The 20,073-nt window shown below is 37.5% G+C and carries 13 protein-coding genes; 7 read left to right on the top strand and 6 right to left on the bottom strand.

Going from position 1 to position 20,073, the window contains the following annotated elements:
- Positions 1 to 207: 207 nt before the first annotated feature.
- Positions 208 to 807: a peptide-methionine (S)-S-oxide reductase MsrA gene (gene msrA, locus OQX63_RS10760; RefSeq protein ID WP_265850876.1), complete on the top strand. Its 600-nt coding sequence runs from the start codon at positions 208 to 210 to the stop codon at positions 805 to 807.
- Between the two features lie 126 nt (positions 808 to 933).
- Here the strand turns inward: msrA and OQX63_RS10755 are convergent, their stop codons facing one another.
- Positions 934 to 2,235, bottom strand: coding sequence for a hypothetical protein (locus OQX63_RS10755; RefSeq protein WP_265850875.1), 1,302 nt, complete (start codon positions 2,233 to 2,235; stop codon positions 934 to 936).
- Between the two features lie 384 nt (positions 2,236 to 2,619).
- Between OQX63_RS10755 and OQX63_RS10750 the strand changes: the two genes are divergently transcribed.
- A complete protein-coding gene (locus OQX63_RS10750; protein ID WP_265850874.1) occupies positions 2,620 to 4,137 on the top strand; it encodes a malate:quinone oxidoreductase in 1,518 nt (505 codons plus the stop codon).
- Positions 4,138 to 4,603: 466 nt separating this feature from the next.
- Here OQX63_RS10750 and ytxJ read toward each other — a convergent pair whose 3' ends face one another.
- A complete protein-coding gene (gene ytxJ / locus OQX63_RS10745) occupies positions 4,604 to 4,936 on the bottom strand; it encodes a bacillithiol system redox-active protein YtxJ (RefSeq protein ID WP_265850873.1) in 333 nt (110 codons plus the stop codon).
- A 317-nt stretch (positions 4,937 to 5,253) separates the two neighbouring features.
- Positions 5,254 to 5,745 (bottom strand): 6,7-dimethyl-8-ribityllumazine synthase, encoded by a 492-nt coding sequence (gene ribH / locus OQX63_RS10740; RefSeq protein ID WP_265850872.1) that lies wholly within the window; start codon positions 5,743 to 5,745, stop codon positions 5,254 to 5,256.
- Positions 5,746 to 5,908: 163 nt separating this feature from the next.
- Here ribH and OQX63_RS10735 point away from each other — a divergent pair, with 163 nt between their 5' ends.
- Positions 5,909 to 12,256 (top strand): alpha-2-macroglobulin family protein, encoded by a 6,348-nt coding sequence (locus OQX63_RS10735; protein WP_265850871.1) that lies wholly within the window; start codon positions 5,909 to 5,911, stop codon positions 12,254 to 12,256.
- A 591-nt stretch (positions 12,257 to 12,847) separates the two neighbouring features.
- Here OQX63_RS10735 and OQX63_RS10730 read toward each other — a convergent pair.
- The 3 genes from OQX63_RS10730 to OQX63_RS10720 all read right to left on the bottom strand — a co-directional run bounded on the left by OQX63_RS10730 (position 12,848) and on the right by OQX63_RS10720 (position 15,780).
- Positions 12,848 to 13,522: a LytR/AlgR family response regulator transcription factor gene (locus tag OQX63_RS10730; protein ID WP_265850870.1), complete on the bottom strand. Its 675-nt coding sequence runs from the start codon at positions 13,520 to 13,522 to the stop codon at positions 12,848 to 12,850.
- Between the two features lie 47 nt (positions 13,523 to 13,569).
- Complete coding sequence (locus tag OQX63_RS10725; RefSeq protein WP_265850869.1) at positions 13,570 to 13,884, bottom strand: GIY-YIG nuclease family protein; 315 nt, start codon at positions 13,882 to 13,884, stop codon at positions 13,570 to 13,572.
- A 357-nt stretch (positions 13,885 to 14,241) separates the two neighbouring features.
- Positions 14,242 to 15,780 (bottom strand): sensor histidine kinase, encoded by a 1,539-nt coding sequence (locus OQX63_RS10720; protein WP_265850868.1) that lies wholly within the window; start codon positions 15,778 to 15,780, stop codon positions 14,242 to 14,244.
- Between the two features lie 310 nt (positions 15,781 to 16,090).
- On the opposite strand from OQX63_RS10720, the gene OQX63_RS10715 reads away from it, so the two are divergent.
- From OQX63_RS10715 to OQX63_RS10700, 4 genes are all read left to right on the top strand, one after another.
- Complete coding sequence (locus tag OQX63_RS10715) at positions 16,091 to 16,438, top strand: Spx/MgsR family RNA polymerase-binding regulatory protein (RefSeq protein WP_265850867.1); 348 nt, start codon at positions 16,091 to 16,093, stop codon at positions 16,436 to 16,438.
- Between the two features lie 68 nt (positions 16,439 to 16,506).
- A complete protein-coding gene (locus tag OQX63_RS10710) occupies positions 16,507 to 17,247 on the top strand; it encodes a carboxypeptidase-like regulatory domain-containing protein (protein WP_265850866.1) in 741 nt (246 codons plus the stop codon).
- 146 nt (positions 17,248 to 17,393) lie between these two features.
- Positions 17,394 to 19,349 carry a M1 family metallopeptidase gene (locus OQX63_RS10705; protein WP_265850865.1) on the top strand — a complete coding sequence of 652 codons (1,956 nt, stop codon included), beginning with the start codon at positions 17,394 to 17,396 and terminating at the stop codon, positions 19,347 to 19,349.
- A 269-nt stretch (positions 19,350 to 19,618) separates the two neighbouring features.
- Complete coding sequence (locus OQX63_RS10700) at positions 19,619 to 20,026, top strand: RidA family protein (RefSeq protein WP_265850864.1); 408 nt, start codon at positions 19,619 to 19,621, stop codon at positions 20,024 to 20,026.
- Positions 20,027 to 20,073: the final 47 nt, after the last annotated feature.

The raw sequence follows: 20,073 nt of genomic DNA, 5'->3' as shown, positions 1-20,073 counted from the left end.
ATGGATTGTCTATTTAAAAATTTGTTGATCAGTAATTTAAGTTATTAACATTAACAGTAAAACTAACAAATTGTTGCGATTGTCATACAAAATCCATTATTGTTAGAATGCAAACTACAGCCTTTTATTTTCCGTATAATTAAACATAAATAATTCTATGCAGCCACAAGGTTAGCCATTATTTACAACTAATAATTAAACACACACATGAAAAGAATAATTTTGATCCTACTTGCCGTATTGGCATTAAACCAAGCCAATGCACAAGGAAAAAAGACAGAAAAGGCCACTTTCGGTATGGGCTGTTTCTGGTGTACAGAAGCCATATTTCAAAGATTAAAAGGTGTAATTTCAGTTAAATCGGGTTACGAAGGCGGCACATTAAGCAATCCAACTTATGAAGAGGTATGTACGGGGGCTACCGGTCATGCCGAGGTTTTGGAAATTACTTATAACCCAATGGTTATTTCGTACGATGACTTATTAGAGGTTTTTTGGAAAAGCCATGATCCAACAACATTAAACCGCCAGGGGGCTGATAGTGGTACACAATATCGCTCTGTAATTTTTTACCATACACCAGAGCAAAAAGCATTGGCAGAAAAGTACAAGGCAGAATTGAATAAAACTAATGCCTATGGTAAAAAAGTGGTAACCGCTATTGAGGCTGCTAAACCTTTTTATGTAGCCGAAAATTATCACCAGAATTATTTCAATAAAAATGGGAGTGAGCCGTATTGCAGGTTAGTCATCCAGCCAAAAATAGAGAAACTGGAAAAAATATTTAAAGCGAAGCTTAAAAACTGATAGGGGAGGTTTCCAGTGTATTCGTCATTCTCGCATATGCGGGAATCTTATAAGCATGTATAATGTAGTAAGATTCCCAATCAAGTTGGGAATGACGAATCTCATAACTTATCATGGCGATTGCAATTAATTCCACAATCCTTTAGCTTTTTCAAGGAGTTCGCTGCCTTTTTTGCCAATTTCTTTCTTGCTATTTTCTAACGTTGAAGGCTGAGTATATTGACTTACAGCATTGGAAAGTGTTTTAAACTTATCTATGCCGGCAAATACCTCTTCGGTATAAGGAACACCCTGCTGTTTCATCAGTTTTTCCCAATCTATTTTCGAAAGTACCTCGATCATGTATTTAGTCGCAATTTTGCCGATAAATGCTTTATCATACACATTGGTTAAAGCCTTGTCTGACTTGCGGTCTTTTACGTAAACTATCGTTTGTTGTATGGCTTCGCGCTCGCTGTTAGAAAATAAAGGGCTTTTGCTCAATTTTTCCAATGCCGGAAGTGATTTCTCGGGCCTCTCTCTCTTTAAATTCAAATAAGCTGTTATTCCCCAAACCAGTTCGTTTTGGACGCCTAGTTTATTCATATCGTTTAAAAAAGCTTCAAAATCTTCGAGCGATCTTTCTTCGTCAATTTTTCGCTCCATCCTCATGCGGTCAAAGCCTCTGAAAAGGTAATTCATACTATGAAAAGCAACGTGGGTTTGCGCATCATTTAAATGGCTCCAGCCAAAGAATGACTTTGTATAAGGTAGCGGAATCTTCTCATTTTTATCCAGCCATTTAATGTTTCTGGAAAGGCCATCTTCTGAAAGATAAAATAGGTTATTGCCAAAAAATAAAAAGCCGCGGACAAATTCGAGCAAGGTCTTAATTTCGCAGTCATCAAGTAGCTCGGGCTGGGTTTTAGAACATTCGTATAATGCAAAAGGCTGCCCTAAATCTCTTGTAGTTAACACAGCCATGCTTAAAATGGCATGTTCTATGTTTTGATAGTAGGCTTTGTTAAAATCTTTAAAAAAGGGAGCAGGGGTTCTTGCTCGGTTATTCATGGCAATAAGTCCAGCAGTTAAGAGAGGGAAAACATCTTCGTCGGTTTCTTTCACAAACTGTTTAACCGATCGATATTCTTTATACATTCTTAGGGCATCTATTACAGAAATGTTTTCATTTCCATGCCCGTTCACTTTATTTAAGGTTCGAACAACACTTTGCGCCTGTTTGCTGAATTTTTGATACTCGGGCTGGGTAGTGTCCTGAACAGCAGTTGAGCGGACAGCTATTTTAGCAAACTTATAAAAAGTGATCTTATCGTAGTTAATATTTTCGGCCAGTTTCTTTTTGTCGAGTTCGAGCAAAAGCTGATCGGTTTTTTCGCCAGAACAGGCAGCTAAAAATAGTATGGTGCAAAATAAAACTAAATTCTTCATGTTATGTTTTAAGCAAATAGATTTATAAAACTAACATTTTAGGATTGGAAAAAAATCAGAATTATAGATTCTTCATCATTTCGTCTGTAAAACGACTGGATTTGTTGTCGAAATTTAATTTTTTTTAGTCATTTATGAATAAAATGGCAAATATTTTAAAGGAATGGGTGGTGCGATTAGCAAGTTAATAATTGGCTTTTAATAAGCGGCTAATGTCTTTTTTTGCTTGTTCGTATTCAAACTGTTTTTTGGATTAAAATTTGATTATAAGTTATTTGAAAAAAGAAAATATTTCTAATTTTTAGGCAATTTTTTAAGATTTAATGACTTAAAATTCGTGCTATGTTTAAAATCATTCTAAATTTGTAACTCCTTTAAACTAAGATGACAAAAAAGAAAAAGACAGTTGGCAAAACTGACGTTGATGTAATTTTAATAGGGGCTGGCATCATGAGTGCGACCCTTGGTGTTTTATTAAAACAATTAGAGCCTAATTTAAGCATAGAAATTTACGAACGTTTAGATATTGCGGCAGCAGAAAGTTCTGATGCATGGAATAATGCTGGAACGGGACATTCTGCTTTTTGCGAGTTAAACTACACGCCCGAAAATAAAGATGGCACTATCGAGATAAAAAAGGCTGTTCAAATTGCAGAACATTTTGAAGTTTCTAAACAATTTTGGTCATACCTGGTGAACAAGGGACTGGTTTCTGATCCTGGTAATTTTATCCGCAACATTCCTCACATGAGTTTTGTTTGGGGTAAAAAGAATGTAGAATACCTTAAAAAACGTTACGATGCATTAACGCAATGCGATCTGTTTAGCGACATGCAATATACAGAGGATGCTGAACTTGTAAAAAGCTGGGCACCCTTAATTATGGACGGCCGTAAAAAAGGTGAAAAAATTGCGGCTACAAAAATGGATTTGGGTACCGATGTTAACTTTGGTAGTTTAACCCGTGATATGTTTAACCATTTAAAGGAAGAAAGCAATGTTAACCTGTATTTCAACCACGAAATCCGAGATCTTAAAAAGAATAAAGATGGCAATTGGATTGTAAAGGTTAAAGATCTGGAAAGCGGAGACAAGCGCAAACGTGTAGCCAAATTTGTATTTATTGGTGCTGGTGGTGGGTCATTACCATTGTTAGAAAAATCTGATATTCCTGAAGGAAAAGGTTTTGGCGGTTTCCCGGTTAGTGGACAATGGTTAAAATGTACCAACGAAGAAATTATCAGAAAACACCATGCTAAAGTTTACGGTAAAGCCGCTGTTGGTGCGCCACCCATGTCGGTACCACACCTGGATACCCGTATGATTAATGGTAAGCAGGCATTATTGTTTGGACCTTATGCAGGTTTTTCTACTAAATTTCTTAAAAATGGATCATTCCTGGATTTGCCAAAATCGATAAAATTTAACAATATCCGTCCAATGATTTCGGCAGGCTTACATAACCTCGATTTAACAAAATATTTAATTGAGCAGGTTAGGCAATCGCCGGAAGATAGGTTGGAGGCGTTGAAAGAATATTTGCCAACAGCCGAATTAAAAGATTGGGAACTGGAATATGCTGGTCAACGCGTTCAAGTGATTAAAAAGGATGAGAAACAAGGTGGTATTTTAGAATTTGGTACAGAAGTGGTAAGTGCCGCTGATGGTTCTATTGCAGCCTTGTTGGGTGCATCACCTGGTGCTTCAACAGCAGTTTCTATCATGCTTGACTTGTTAAACCGTTGTTTTGCTGATGATTTAGCGACTGATGAATGGCAGGCAAAAATTAAGGCAATGATTCCTACTTATGGAAAATCGCTTGCGCAGGATCCTGAACTGTGCAAAGAAACCAGAACAAGAACATCGAAAGTATTGAAAATAGAAAATACGGTAGTAGCTTAGCTATAGCAAATATGGATTTTATAAGGTCTTGGTATAAACCGAGACCTTTTTTGTTGCTAGCCATGTCTGTTCGTAGAGTTAAGCGTAGCGTCTCTACGAATTGGTGAATGATATTGAGTTTTTAACTCAATGTTAAAGCGCGAGTCGGAGACTCTTTTCTATGTTGCAATCCGTAGTGCCCTTCGGAACACTACGGACAGATACGACAGATACAGAAGTGCAGCTTTTCTTAAAAAACATGTCTGTTCGTAGAGTTAAGCGTAGCGTCTCTACGAATTGGTGAATGATATTGAGTTTTTAACTCAATGTTAAAGCGCGAGTCGGAGACTCTTTTCTATGCTGCAATCCGTAGTGCCCTTCGGAACACTACTGACAGATACAGAGTTGCAGCTTTTCTTAAAAAACGAATTATACTAAAAAAAGGGTATCCAATAACTTGAATACCCTTTTAGTGAATTTTTTATGGTTATGCCGCGATCACTTCTGCAACTTCATCCGCCGAAATATCACTATGCGATGCTTCTAGTACACAATCTCCATTTTTAATCAACAAAATCTGAGGTGATTGGTGTGCTACCTGAAATACTTCTGCAATCCGATTAGAAATATCACGATAGCTAATTAAATCTAAAAAGTACAGTTTTGTTTCTGACGGAATAACATCCCAATCGAATTCGAAGTTCCTTTTAGCCATTAAACTAATTGAACAACGCGTGCTATGTTTAAAAATTAGACTAAAACCGCTTGCATTCTTGATCTCGTCAAGCTGTTCTGTTGAAGTTAAGTTAACCCAAGTCATGATATTTATGATATTATTTACAGAATAACAATTGCAGTTAAATAAAGTTCTGCAAATGACCTGAAAATGAAAAATGAGATAGATTAGTTTCTTCTGCGTCTTCCTTCAGGATAAGATCCGTAAGCTGGGCAAAGCTTAGAAGAACAAGATTCTAAAATGGTAATGGTGCAAAACACCGCCAATAATAAAATGGCTACTTTTTTCATCTGTTTAAGTTTGTTTCAATGGTAATGAAGCTATGATGAACTAGTCATAATATTTCATTTGGTCTGATAATTTTAAACCGCTAAGTTACAAATAATTATTAAACTGCAAGTTTAAATTTGAGCAGAAAAATCGGCCATTTTAATTGCCGTAATTGCCGCTTCATCACCTTTATTGCCATGTTTACCACCGGCACGGTCTTGGGCTTGCTCAAGGTTATTGGTAGTTAAAACCCCGAAGATAACCGGTTTGCTGTATTTGATGCCAACATTGGTTATCCCTTGCGCTACAGCATCACAAATAAAATCGAAATGTTTCGTGTCGCCCTGGATTACACAACCTAAGCAGATTACGGCATCTATATCACTTCTTTTGCTCAATAAAATTTCTGCACCACCTGTTAATTCGAAACTTCCCGGCACGGATAAAGAAATTATATTTTCTTCGTCTACGCCATTGGCTAGCAGGGTTTTTAATGCACCATTGTATAATGAACCGGTAATTTCGGCATTCCACTCGGCTACAATAATCCCGAATTTATAGTTTGCACCGCTAGGAACTGTAGTGTGAGAGAAATCAGATAGATTTTTTAATTGTGTTGACATGGAGCAAAGATAATGTTATGCTTTGAATGTTAAAAACGTTAATGTTTGCGGCTTGCAACATTTAATCTGGTTATCGTTACATTAGCATCATAATCAGATAAAATTTTAACAGATTATGGAATTTTTGAGTTTTGTCCATCTATATTAAAACGCAATTCATCTTATGAACATATCATTACGTATCTCCGCTTTACTTCTTTTTACCTTTTTGTTTTCCTTCGATGTTGCTGCGCAGCATAAATATACGCTGGCGGATTTTTATAAGGTGGATTCAATTGCCAACCAGGCCAAACCAAAAGACGCGCTTACTTTGATTAAAAAAATAAATGAGCAGGCCCGTCAAACCCATAATCTACCTTTGCTCGTTAAATCGGTTATTTACCGCATGATGTTTCAAAGTTACCTGGAAGAAAATGCCTTTGATCAGATTTTGGTCGATTTACGCAAAGATATTAATACCGCCAAACAACCTGAGAAAAGCATTTTACAGTCGCTTTTAGCCGAAACTTACTGGAATTATCTGCAACAGAACCAATGGCAGATTAACCAACGTACACAGGTACAGGGCGATATTGGAGATGATATTAAGACCTGGAGCATTAAAAAACTAAATGATGAAACATTAAAATATTACCTGTTATCGTTAAAAGAGCATCAGATTTTACAACAGATAAAAATAGACACATTAGATGCGGTTTTGGCTGGAGATAAAACATACAGAAGTTTTAGGCCTACATTATACGATCTAATGGCCCACCGTGCCCTCGATGTTTTAAGTAATACACAGCTAGGCCTCACCCAATATGATGATGAATTAATTGATATGGGCAATGTTGATTGGTTTGGAGACAGAAAGACATTTTTAAACATTCCAATACCTATCGACAGTACTTCGTTTAAAACGCAGGCTTTACAGCTGTTTAAAAACCTGATCAGATTCCATGAGAACAGCCGAAATTCTTCGACACTGGCAGATGTGGATTTAAAACGGTTAAAGTTTATACAAGGGCATTTTACCGGAGACAGTCAGGAATTATATTATAACGCTTTAAGCCGGTTGGCTGACGAAAGTACAAAAAGCGAAGTTTTTGCTGATATTTTGTACGAACAGGCCGTTATCCATAAAAATGCACAATTGCCTGTTGATACCAGTAAACAAAACATGATCGAGGCAGTTACTTTGGCCGACAGCGCAATAAAAACTTTTCCGAAAAGCATTGGGGCAGAGAATGCCAGGCATTTAATTGAAGAGATAAAAAGTAGTAGTTTATTGGTTAAAGTAAAAGAATTTGTACTGCCTGGTCAACCTAGCCAATTATATCTATCTTACCAAAATACTGATACCGTACAGTTGAGGTTGTACCATTCGCCCGACTTTAAAAATGAATATGAACAATTTAATAACAGGGCCGATTTTTTAGCTTTTTTAAGAAAGAATAAAACAATTAAACAGTGGACCATTGCTGTTCCCAAAACCGACGATTATCAAACCCACAGTTTGGTTGATAAAATTGAACCATTGCCTTTTGGTGGTTATACTTTGATTGCACAGACTATTAACCGCAAACAGAACGATACCGTTTATAGCAACATTAATTTTAAGGTTACGGCAATGGCGGTTATTAACAGGCGTAATATTGATAAACATGAATATTTTGTGAGCCAGTTGAATAATGGTGCTCCTTTAAAAAATGTTAAAATTCAGCAACGGAGATATGATTACAGTACCAGAAAGCTTATTAATGGTGCTTTAATTACAACCAATGATAAAGGCTATGCCAGTACATACGAAACGGACGGAAATACGTCGCAGGCAGTAGTGATGTTCGGAAAAGATGAATTGAAATTAAACATCAACAATTATAATGGCTACCGGGATGACGAAGATGAAGAAGAGGAACGGGTAATTCTTTTTACCGATAGACCCATCTACCGTCCGGGGCAGACCATTTATTATAAGGGATTGTGTCTGAATGTCCTGAACGGAAAAAATAAAATCGCAGCAAATAAGGCCGTTGATGTTTCTTTTAATGATGCCAATAGAAAAGAAATTACCAAAACGAAGTTGATAAGCAATGATTATGGCACATTCCAAGGCTCTTTTACCATCCCAATGGGCATATTAAACGGTCAGATGGAAATTGAAACCGATTATGGCAGTATTGCTGTACAGGTTGAAGAATATAAGCGGCCTACTTTCGAAGTGGTTTTTGATAAACCCAATAAACACTATAAATTAAACGATAGCATTAAAGTAGCTGGTAAGGCCAGTTCTTTTTCGGGCTATTCAGTAAGCAACGCCAAGGTAAATTATAAAGTTTTCAGGAACCTGATGTATGATTACAGGCTCAGCTACGGGCAACAAAGTGCAATTTATGGCTCAAGGATAAATGCGGAAAGAAAACAGGTAGCTATTGGTAAAACAAATACTAAAGCAGGTGGTAAATTCGAGATTACCTTTTTTGCAAGCGCTACCGATATCAATGCAAATTATAGCTATGAAATTGTGGCTGATGTCACAGATTTGAATGGAGAAACCCGTTCAAAGACGATCAACCTAACGGTAGGAAAGAAAGACATTATGCTTAACATCAGCACAGAACAAGTGGTGTATTTGAGCAATAAAGCAGATAGCATCTCATTTTCGGTTACCAATTTAAATCATGAAGCCATTCAAGCTGATGTTAAAGCAGAATGGAGCTTGTTGCAGGCGCCATCCAGGTTGATGAACAAAAGCCCGTTTTATGCCGAAAACTATACCATGAGCAAGGAAGATTTTATCAAAAACTTTCCTGATGACGATTATAATAATGAACTTGAAGTAGCCAAATGGCCGGTAAAATCTGTTGAATTTAAACAGAACCTGATTGCTAAAAATGGCCTTGGAAATTTAACTTTCAGCAAGAAAGACCTGAAGCCAAGTTATTATAAAATCAGCTTAACGGCTGTGAATGGACAAAATGATACGGTTAAATTAGATAAATACCTGGTAATTTATCATGAAGCGCCAGCAGTCATACAATCAAACTGCGAATGGATTACACCAGAAGTTACGGTGATCAAACCAAAAGAAAGTGCCATATTCCGTTTGGCAGGTTTGGCAGAGAACAGCAAGGCTTATTACGAAGTTTATTATCGAGATAGCATAGCCGAAAAAGTGTGGATCAATTTATCGCCGAAACAGACCATTGTTAAAATACAACCAAAAATTAATGTTGAAGATGGTTTTGCCGTACAGTTTACCATGGTGCATCAGGGTATTGTTTACAACTCCATGCAGCAGGTTAAAATTGTAGATCCGCAGAAAGAACTGAATATCCGTTTTTTAACTTTTCGAGATAAATTACAGCCAGGTGAAAAGGAAAGCTGGAAATTGCAGATCAGTAATAACAAGGGAGAAAAACAAATGGCCGAAATGGTGGCCACACTTTACGATGCAAGTTTGGACGATCTTAAGCAAATGGACTGGAACACGAATCTGCAGAACAGTTTTAATTATGGTTTTTATAACTGGAATTTTAATATAAATAATGTTGCTAACCCAGGTTACCTATGGTTTTTAAGACGTGATAGAGATTATAGCGTGATTTCACGGGTTTATGAAAATCTTAACCTGTTTGGTTATAACTACTATGGCGGTTACAATTCTGGCTACCGGAACTATATCAGCAATTTACAAAATGCTAAACGAAAAAGCCTATCTAAGGAAGCTTTAAAAAAACTCGTGGAGTTAGAAAACGGTAAATTAATTTATGGGGTGGTGTTCGATAATCAGGGCGAAATACTGCCAGGCGTACAGGTTAGTATAGGTAAAAAGGTAACCACCACCAATGTTTTTGGTATTTATACCATCGATGGCAAAGCTGGGGAAACACTTCATTTTTCTTATATAGGCTATAAACGCTTTTCTAGGAAAATAGGTAGTAAAAAACGAATTGATATAACGCTGAAAGAGGATGGGAATGCTTTAAATGAAGTAATGGTTGTAGGCTATGGGGCGCAGAAAAAGGAGATGACAAGTGCAGCGATACAGATTAGAGGTTCGGCTACCTTGCAGGGGAGGGTTGCGGGGTTAAGTGCTGCGCCACCTACCGTTGAAATATTAAAGAGTGCGGCTTCAGTAGACGCATTACCAACATCGCGTCAAGAAGTAGAGGCGCTCAAATATCAAAAACCAAATATTACAGCCCGTACTAATTTCAACGAGCTTGCATTTTTCTACACGCAATTGTTAACTGATGCCAAAGGCGAAATCAAGATCGAATTTACTATACCACAAAGTTTAACCCGCTATAAAATGATGGGTTTTGCACACACCAAAGATTTAAAAACGGCAACGATTACCAATGAGCTGATTACGCAAAAACAATTAGCTATTGGCATTAATGCACCACGGTTTTTTAGAGCGGGCGATACCATTTTATTAAGCGCCAAACTCAATAACCTTTCAGGTAAAAAACTTACAGGCAACGCTAGTTTGGCACTTACCGATGCCTTGACAGGAAAAGCCATCCAGATTTTTGAGGCAAATGAAAAATCTGAAAAAACTTTCGAAGTGGACAATGAGGGAAACTCGGTTTTAAAATGGACATTAATTATCCCTTCGGGCGTTAATGCCATTACCTATAAAGTTTTAGCCCAAAGCGGTCGATTTAGCGATGGCGAAGAAAATACCATTCCGGTTCTGGCAAATGCCATGTTGGTTACCGAAAGTATGCCAATAAATGTGCGTGGTAACACCAGCAAAACTTTCGATTTTGAGAAACTGGAGAAATCAGGAGCCTCTAAAACCTTACGCAACCAAAGTTTAACTTTCGAGTTTACTTCCAATCCGGTTTGGTATGCAGTGCAGGCTTTGCCTTATTTAATGGAATATCCTTACGAATGTGCAGAGCAAACTTTTAGCCGCTTTTATGCCAATAGTTTTGCAACGGGAATCATCAATTCATCGCCAAAAATTAAAACGGTTTTTGAGCAATGGAAAAACACCAATAATGGCGAAGCATTATTATCCAACCTGGAGAAAAACCAGGAACTGAAATCAATTTTATTAGAAGAAACGCCCTGGGTACGCTCTGCTAATAATGAAACCGAGCGTAAAAAACGTTTGGCTGTACTTTTCGATTTAAACAGAATGACTCACGAGTTAAAAACCAATTTTGAGAAGCTGGAAAAAATGCAGTTTAATAATGGGGCTTTTCCATGGTTTAATGGGATGCAAGAAGATCGTTACATTACCCAACACATCGTTTTAGGCATGGGCCAGTTAAAAAAGCTAAAACTGATCGACGAAAAAGCTTATCCAAATTTTAATGCCATGCTTAATAAGGCCATTATTTATTTAGATGCAAAATTTGTTAAGGATTATAAAAAAGAACTGACAGAAAAACGCTTTGCTTACTTGCCACTACACTATCTGTTTGCCAGAAGTTATACCAATCATAAAAATACAAGCGCTGATTTTGAAAAAGCTAAAGATTTTTACCTTAAAAAATTAGTTTCCGAATGGAAAACATTTGATACTTACCAACTGGCGCAGGCAGCTTTGGTTTTAAATAGAAACGGCAATCATGCGGAAGCAAGAAAGATCATCACCCTGTTAAGTCAAACCGCACAACAAAATGATGAAATGGGCATGTACTGGGCTACCAATAAAGCGGGTTGGTGGTGGTACCAAAGCCCGATTGAAACACAAGCTTTATTGATTGAGGCTTTTGATGAAGTGGCCAACGATACCAAAGCGGTAGAGGAAATGAAAATCTGGTTGCTCAAAAATAAACAAACCAACGATTGGCAAACCACAAAAGCTACTACAGCTGCTTGTTATGCATTATTAATGAAAGGTACCGATTTATTAAGCGAAAGTAAAGAACCAGAAATCACCATTGGTGGTCAGAAATTAGCGGAGCTGCAGCAACCCAATGCTACAAAAGAGGCTGGAACCGGTTATCAGAAATTAAGCATTGCAGGTGCTAATGTTAAACCTGAAATGGGCAGGGTAGTGGTTAAAAACAATAATCAAACCATAGCCTGGGGTGCACTATACTGGCAATATTTTGAGCAATTGGATAAAATTACATCGGCCAATACCGGAGTCAAAATCAAAAAGCAATTATTCATTCAGAAGGCCAGCGATAAAGGTGATGTGTTAACGCCGCTTACCACCAGCAATGTCTTGGCACCAGGCGATTTATTAAAGGTGCGTATAGAAATTTATTGTGATCGTGATATGGAATATATTCATTTGAAAGATATGCGTTCATCGGGTTTTGAACCTGTAAATGTAATCTCCAGCTATAAATATCAGGATGGTTTAGGTTATTATGAAAGTACAAAAGATGCATCAACCAATTTCTTTATCAGTTACATGCCAAAAGGAACTTACGTGTTCGAATATCCGTTAAGGGTTACGCATGCGGGCAATTTTTCGAATGGCATTACCAGTTTACAAAGCATGTATGCGCCAGAATTTACCACACATTCTGCAGGGATAAGGGTAAATGTAAAATAAATGGGTTATAACCTAAAATATTACTTAGATGCACTCAAGTGACATAGGTGGTCAGTTTTTTTGGAAAATCAGGGTTCTGGCGTACTTGGGTTATTAAAGTCCTGCTCATCCGGCCTGGCAGATTTTCGCCGGAAAAAGCACAGAAATCTTTGCACCTCCCCATCATAACCCCACAACCTAAGGCAGGATTAAAGCGGGAGCGTTGGGATAAGCAAGGGTAAGAGCCTCGATGCTGCCGCAATTAAGATTTCCGTAGGTTTTTACAAGAAAGGATGCAAGCCTTGGGTTTTTGTTTCTTTTGGGCCAAGCCAAAAGAAAGAGCCCCTCGGCGGCGGTGAGCCGAGGCAAGACTGCGCGAAGGGCAAGAAAATAACGAGTGCATTAAGATTCCCGCATGCGCGAGAATGACGACCGTGTTAAAAATTATCCCTACACATCATGCTATCTGCTTCCTGCTCCGCTTCAAAGCCTTGGCTCGTGCCTTATCTTCAGGTTTTACGCTACTATCAGGTTTATTTAACCATGGTTCTGCATTTCATATCGCTGTTCCAGACCTAACAGTTTCGAAAACCTGCGGAGGTTTAAATTGCATTAAATAAGTTGTATTCCACCATAAGTGGCACCGATCGGGATAATTTTTTCTCCAATCCAAATTTGGCTGCGGTCAAATTTGGACACTTTATTTTTTGCTATAATGAATGCCCGGTGGCAACGGATAAAGTCTGTTTTTGGTAACAAATCAGCCAGGTCGTTTATGGTGATACGGGAGCTTAGCAATTTGCTCTGAAGCTGGATTTGGGTATAATTGCCTGAAGCTTCGATATATAGAATCTCATCAAGTGCTACTTTTACCTGTTCGTAGCCATCTTTTATAAAAATGTGGCCCACTTTTATGTCTTGTTTTCCGCTTCGGAGGTTAAACAGTTCGTGTGCTTTATTGCAGGCCTTTAAAAAACGGGAAAGCGAAAAGGGTTTTAGGAGGTAATCAATTGCATCAAGTTCAAAACTTTGTACCGCATGTTCGGTATAGGCCGTAGTAAAAATAACCATTGGTGGCTTGCTCAAGCTCTTTAAAAAATCGATTCCGCTGATATCAGGCATTTTAATGTCGAGAAAAATCAGGTCAACTTTGTTGTGTTGAAGATAGGTGATGGCCGCAAAAGCATCTGTAAAGGTTTCCTGCAAAGTAATAAACGGAACTTTTGAGGCATGCGATTTTATAATCTCTAATGCAATCGGTTCATCATCTATAGCAATGGCAATCATTTTTGGTTGGTCTTTGTGGATGTCAGTTTAAGCGTAGTCTAAGCCCATTATTTGGTAAAATTCTTATGGCTAGTAGTGTTTTTACAAATAGATAGTTCTTTAAGTTTATCCCAGTTATCGTTTATAATAGCCTCTTTCTTTTTTCTAGACCAACCTTTAATTTGTTTTTCAAAATTAATGGCTTCATTAATGTCTTCAAAGTGCTCGCAAAATACTAAGATTATAGGTCTTTTTCTAGCAGTATAACAAGTTAGGTTTGTAGCATTTTCATGTTCATAAAGTCTTCTGTCTATATCGTTTGTAACTCCCGTGTAGTAGGAGTTATCTGCGCATTTTAAAATATAGACAGTATACGTTTCCATTTAATTTTTGCACTTCGATTCCAATAAAAAGTAATGTCATCCTGAGCGGAGTCGAATGATATTTAACCCTAATAAATATAGCGAAATCATTAAAAATGTCAAATGTTAATAAGTTTTGTTAATTGCGCTTCGACTCCGCTCAGCGTGACAAAACGATTGTATTATACTTTTTTAATAATCGATTTTAAGTAGTATCATTTCAATTCCTCTCATTCAGTTTAGTAATGTCATCCTGAGCGGAGTCGAAGGATATTTGCATGAATAGTAATTATCTGATTATTGCGCTTCGACTCCGCTCAGCGTGATAAACGGTTTTATGCTTCATTGAATAATGTCATTCTGAGCATAGTCGAAGGACTAATCTAACTGCAAAGTCAAATGAACAAAAAACTCATTGGCACTTTCGCGGATAATTAATTCGTGTTTTCCATAATAGAGTAATGATAAACGTTGTTTAACATTTTCGAGCCCGATACCACTTTTCAATTTCTCGGGATCGTGATCTGCCTTGATATAAATGCTGTTGCTTACATCAAAATATAAGGTACTTTCTTTGGTTTGTAGCGTAATTTTAATGTACGATGGTTGTTGTAAACTGATCCCATGTTTAAATGCATTTTCGATAAAGGGGATCAATAACATCGGCGTGATCTGTAGGTTGTTCAACTGTTCTTCAATATGCGTATCAATTCTAATGTCAGCAGAACGTGAAGTGCGGAGTTTTTGTAAATCGATATAATTGTTCAGGTATTCTACCTCCCGGGTCAGCGAAATTTTATCCTGTGTGTTTTCGTGGAGCATAAAACGCATCATGTCACCCAGTTTTTGAATCCCCTCACCAGTTCTTTCTGCATTTTCCTGCAAAGCTGTTCCAAACAGTGTATTTAAAGCATTGAATAAGAAGTGCGGGTTGATCTGCGATTTTAAGAAATTAAGGTTCGCATCTGATTTGCCTAACTCCGTTTTCAGCATCTGGATTTCGCTGAGTTTTTCAAATTTATGCTTATAAATATACCAGGCAGACGGTGTGGTGATACAGATTAAACAAATGATATTTAAGACCAAGGTAATTGGTATAACTTCGCCATTGCGCATAAAAGGGATCAGGATAATCAGCAATAGAATGGAAATAATTACGGTTAAACCTACATTTCCCCAAAAATAACGGCCAAAACCCTTAAAGTTTTTACGAAGATTTGGAATGATATAATAAATGGCGCAGAAGGCGAAGAAAATATTTACAGGTGGTACAAGTAACCAGACAATCAATAATTCATAATCTATTTTTAAGGAGATTACGGCAGCAAATACCAAGAGCGAAATAAGCCAGATTTTAGTGCTCACAAATATTTCTGAAATAATATTCTTGTTATAGCGCTTTAAAAAATTGATTCTGTTAAAAAGCACCATGCCACGCTCATTAAAATAGGCGTAAGCGTTAAAAAGCAAGTAAAGAAAAAAGATATAAGTAAAGGCTTCACCAAAAAACATATCGTAAGCTTTATCTATATCGTCAAATTCTACTATCCTGTACGCTTGCGTATAGGTATTGGCAACCATCCAGGTAATAATAGAAAACGCAGTAACAGCAATGGTCATGATCAGATTCATCGTAACGTTACGGCCCTTTGCCAGTTGAGGCATTGAAACAAAGTTGAAAAGCAAAAAACTGAAATAGATGATACTGATCTTAAATATTTCAGGAAGAAAGAAGTTCGCCATAATGCTATATTCTATCGAACTTTCAGAAAAACGGTAAGACCCGCCAGAGCCATAAGTAGTTTGTGTGCAAATGCTGATTAAAGCAAGGATGAATAGTGTTGTAGAAATCCAAAACTCAAGTTGGTTAATGTTTTTAGATTTGATAGCAGTTGAATGACCTGAAAGGATTTCCATTTTGTTCTAAATTAATGGCACAATTTTACAAAGAGAATTAGCAACAATATTTAAAATGTGATGGACGGGGCTAAAAATGTGATGAATGAATAGATTTGCCGTATTTTAATATCAGTTAGGCAATCCGATAATTGTGCGGTCAGATTTTACCATCCGACTGTTCGCAAAATCAATAAGAATTAATCTTTCAATTTAGTGTTGGATAGTGATATCCAAACACCATGAATAAACAATTTTACTATCTTTGAAACGGATGGTTGGATTGGTTTGTCAATTATACATTTCCCATCTTACATTATTATAACTTAATATGATTGTTTACGGAATTCCAAATTGCAATACGGTTAAAAAGGCGCTCGATTGGTTAAAAGCCCATCAGGTTGATTTCGAATTTCACGATTTCAAGAAAAAAGGCATTACGGCCGAAAAATTAAACGAATGGTGTAATACTTTCGGTTGGGAAACTGTTTTAAACCGTAAAGGCTTAACCTGGAAAAAATTAACTAAAGAAGAACAAGCCAAAATTGATAACCAGGATTCGGCAATCGCTTATTTAAAAGAAAATACCAGTGCTATAAAACGTCCGATTATCGAGCAAAACAACAAAGCCATATTAATTGGATTTGACGATGAAAATTATTTAAAAACACTAGCCTGATTCATTTGTTCTAATGTTAAAGATTGTTAAATGCAGCTTTTAATTGTTGAACTAAGTTACTTTTGAGTATGTACAAACTGATCATTTTTCTATTACTTGCCTCGCCAATAGGTGTTTTTGCACAAACAGTAACCACTGGTACCGTTTTCGATTTTTCGAAAAAAACGCTTTCTCTTCCTGGTGTGAGTATCAGAAACCTGAACAGTAAAAAATCAACCAGTACAAATAAAGACGGAAAGTATACCATAAGCGCTAATGTTGGTGATCTTTTAGAGTTCTCTGCTGTAGGCTACCATACCGATACGCTGTACCTGATTAACCTTTTGAACAGAACGATCTATCTACCGGCTAAAACAAATAGCTTAAAAGATGTAGATATTACTGCAGTAAGGATGAATAGTCAGATAACAGATGCTAAAGATCCATTGGCTGAGAAATATACGCTATTGAGTACCGGTGGAAACCTAAAACGTAAGCGCATGACCGATAAAGTTGGGGGCTTAAGCCTAAATCTTGGTTATGGAAAATATAAAAGACAACAGCGTAAGGAAGCTGATTTAGAAGAAAAAGAAATGTATCAGGATGAGATAGATGAAAATTTCACACCAAAGGCCATTACCGATCTCACTAAACTGGAAGGAGATGAACTTAAAAACTTTATGATCATTTACAGGCCTTCAATCGAAGCTGTAAAGGGCGAAAGACCATTCCGCTATGCTTTTTACATCTCACGTGCCTTTGCGGCATGGAACAAATTAACGCCTCAAGAAAGAAAATTGCAGGATTTGCCAAAATTAAAGGCTAATTAAGTCTACTTAGCGGAATTAATTCATATTATAACCATAATTGGTAATATTATAACCACATATAGATCTATATGTGGTTATTTTTTATATTTACGGCAGTATTACACCTTATTATTATCATGAAATCTTATAAATTAATAACATTTTGTTTGGCTTATTGCATTTTTGTCTTTTCTGCATCAGCCCAGCAAGCTACAACATCTACGCCAGCATCCAACTATAATCCTGCTGAAGCGTTTGGACCACTATTTTATACGCAAAATGGGAATGAGTTCCGTTCTGCCAACGGTGCACCAGGTCCTAAGTATTGGCAAAACCATGTGGATTATAACATAACTGCCAACCTCGATGAAACCAAAAATATGGTTAGCGGAACAGTTACCATTACTTATAAAAACAACAGTCCCGATAAATTACCCTATTTGTGGTTGCAACTAGATCAAAATACTTTTAAAGAAACTTCACGTGGTTATGCCATTACCCCTTCGCGAAGCCGTTACGGTGCACAGGGCGAAAAATTTGATGGTGGATACAAAATCCAGAATATTAGCGTAGCTCAAAAAGCTGGTGCAGTAAAGTTTACTTCTATCGTTGAAGATACCCGTATGCAGATCCGTTTAGATCAGCCTTTGGCCCCTAATGGCGATCTGGTTACCATTAAAATGGATTATTCTTACATTGTACCTAAAGAAGGATCAGATAGAACCGGGCATTTAACCACCAAAAACGGCGAAATTTTTGCCATTGCGCAATGGTTTCCACGCATGTGTGTGTATGATGATGTAATTGGCTGGAATACTTTGCCTTATTGGGGTGGCGGCGAGTTTTATTGCGAATATGGCGATATCAACTTTGCCATTACTGCGCCGGCCAGCCATATCGTAATGGGTTCTGGTGAGTTGTTAAATCCTGCTGAAGTTTTTACCCCAGAGCAATTAAAAAGATGGAATGCAGCTAAGCTGAGCGATGCAACGGTGCATATCCGTAGCGAAGCAGAAGTAACCGATCCAAAATCACGTCCGGCGAAAGATAAATTAACCTGGAAGTTTAAAATTATCAATGCACGCGATGCAGCCTGGGCTTCATCAAAAGCATTTGTGTTGGATGCTGCAAGGTATAAATTGCCAAGTGGTAAAACAGGTTTAGCGGTTTCTGCACAACCGGTAGAAAGCAATGGTATTGATTCTTATGGCCGTGGTGTAGAGTATGTAAAATCTACCATCGAGCATTATTCATCAAAATGGTTCGAGTATCCATATCCAATGGCTGTTAACGTAGCAACAAATATTGGCGGTATGGAATATCCGGGTATTGTTTTCTGTGGTTGGACGGCTAAAAGAGCCAGTGCGTGGGGCGTAATCGATCATGAATTTGGCCATACGTGGTTCCCAATGATTGTGGGTTCTAACGAACGCAAATATGGTTGGATGGACGAAGGTTTCAATACTTTCATCAATGGCATTTCGAAGAAAAACTTTAATAAAGGTGAGTACGCTGGTCCTCCGGCTGATTTACATAGAATTGGTAAAAGTGTAATCGGTAACCCGATTTATGAAAATATTATGCAGATGCCTGATGGTATGGCCGAAAGAAACATTGGAGTTAACCTGTACAGTAAACCAGGATGGGGACTGGATATCCTGAGAAACCAGATTTTAGGCGAAGACCGTTTTGATTATGCTTTCCGTCAGTACATTAAAAACTGGGCATTTAAACACCCAACGCCGTTTGATTTCTTCCGTTCCATGGAAAATGGGGCAGGAGAAGATTTGGCCTGGTTCTGGAGAAGCTGGTGGTTAAATAGCTGGAAAATGGATCAGGGCATTGCTGGCGTTGAAGCTGTTAAAAATGATGATAAACTGGTAGGATATAACATCAGAGTTGTAAACCTGGAGAAAATGCCTATGCCGATCATTCTTCAGATCAAAACCAAAAGTGGAAAAACCGAAACTGTAAAAGTTCCGGTTGATGTTTGGATGAAAAATACGAGCTGGTTGGTTCGTTTACCAATTACTGAAGAAATTGAATCGGTTACTTTGGATCCGGATAAAGTATTGCCAGATTCGAATCCTGATAACGATACATGGACCGCTTCAGGAAACTAAGCTAATATCATTAAGTTAAGCATTGCGGTTATCAGTCTGAGTGTAGCCGAAGACTTCTTAAGATTGATAAATCGGAAATAAATGCCCTTCGACTACGCTCAGGGTGACATTTTTTTGCGATTTATCTTTTAATTAATGGCATTAAGTAAATAATCTAACATTAAATAATTCCAGACCTTCTGATTTTAAAAGATCAGGAGGTTTTTTATTGCAAAGTACCGACGGATTAATTTGAAATATCAATTAGTTTAGCAATAAAATGATATAACATGAGCACTTCACTAATAGAAATAAGCAATCCTGAAGGAATTTACGATCCCCGTCCGCATGGCTATTCACATGTTGCATCAGTTCCGGCCTGGAGCCAGCTGGTATTTGTTGCAGGCCAGGGAGGGAGTAAAACGGATGGTGTTTTAAGCCCCAATTTCAGGACGCAAGTAGCTATTGTATTTGAAAATATTGCCATTGCTTTGGCAAGCAAAGGTTTAAAAATGGAAAATATTGCCAAGTTAACCACTCTTGTGGTCGATTATGATGAGGCGAAACACGAGATCCTGATCGAAGAATCTAACAAAATTTGGCCTGATCAAAAATTTCCCGTTAATACACTTATTCCGGTACAAAGACTGGCCTTAAATGGGATGTTGATCGAAATTGATGCTACGGCTGTGGGTTAATTTATAAACCCGGTTACCACAGAACATTCGTTTTCAAATAAAAAAAT

The organism is Pedobacter sp. PF22-3 (genome assembly GCF_026239555.1).
Lineage (GTDB): Bacteria > Bacteroidota > Bacteroidia > Sphingobacteriales > Sphingobacteriaceae > Pedobacter.
This window is presented reverse-complemented; position numbering and strand designations above follow the sequence as displayed.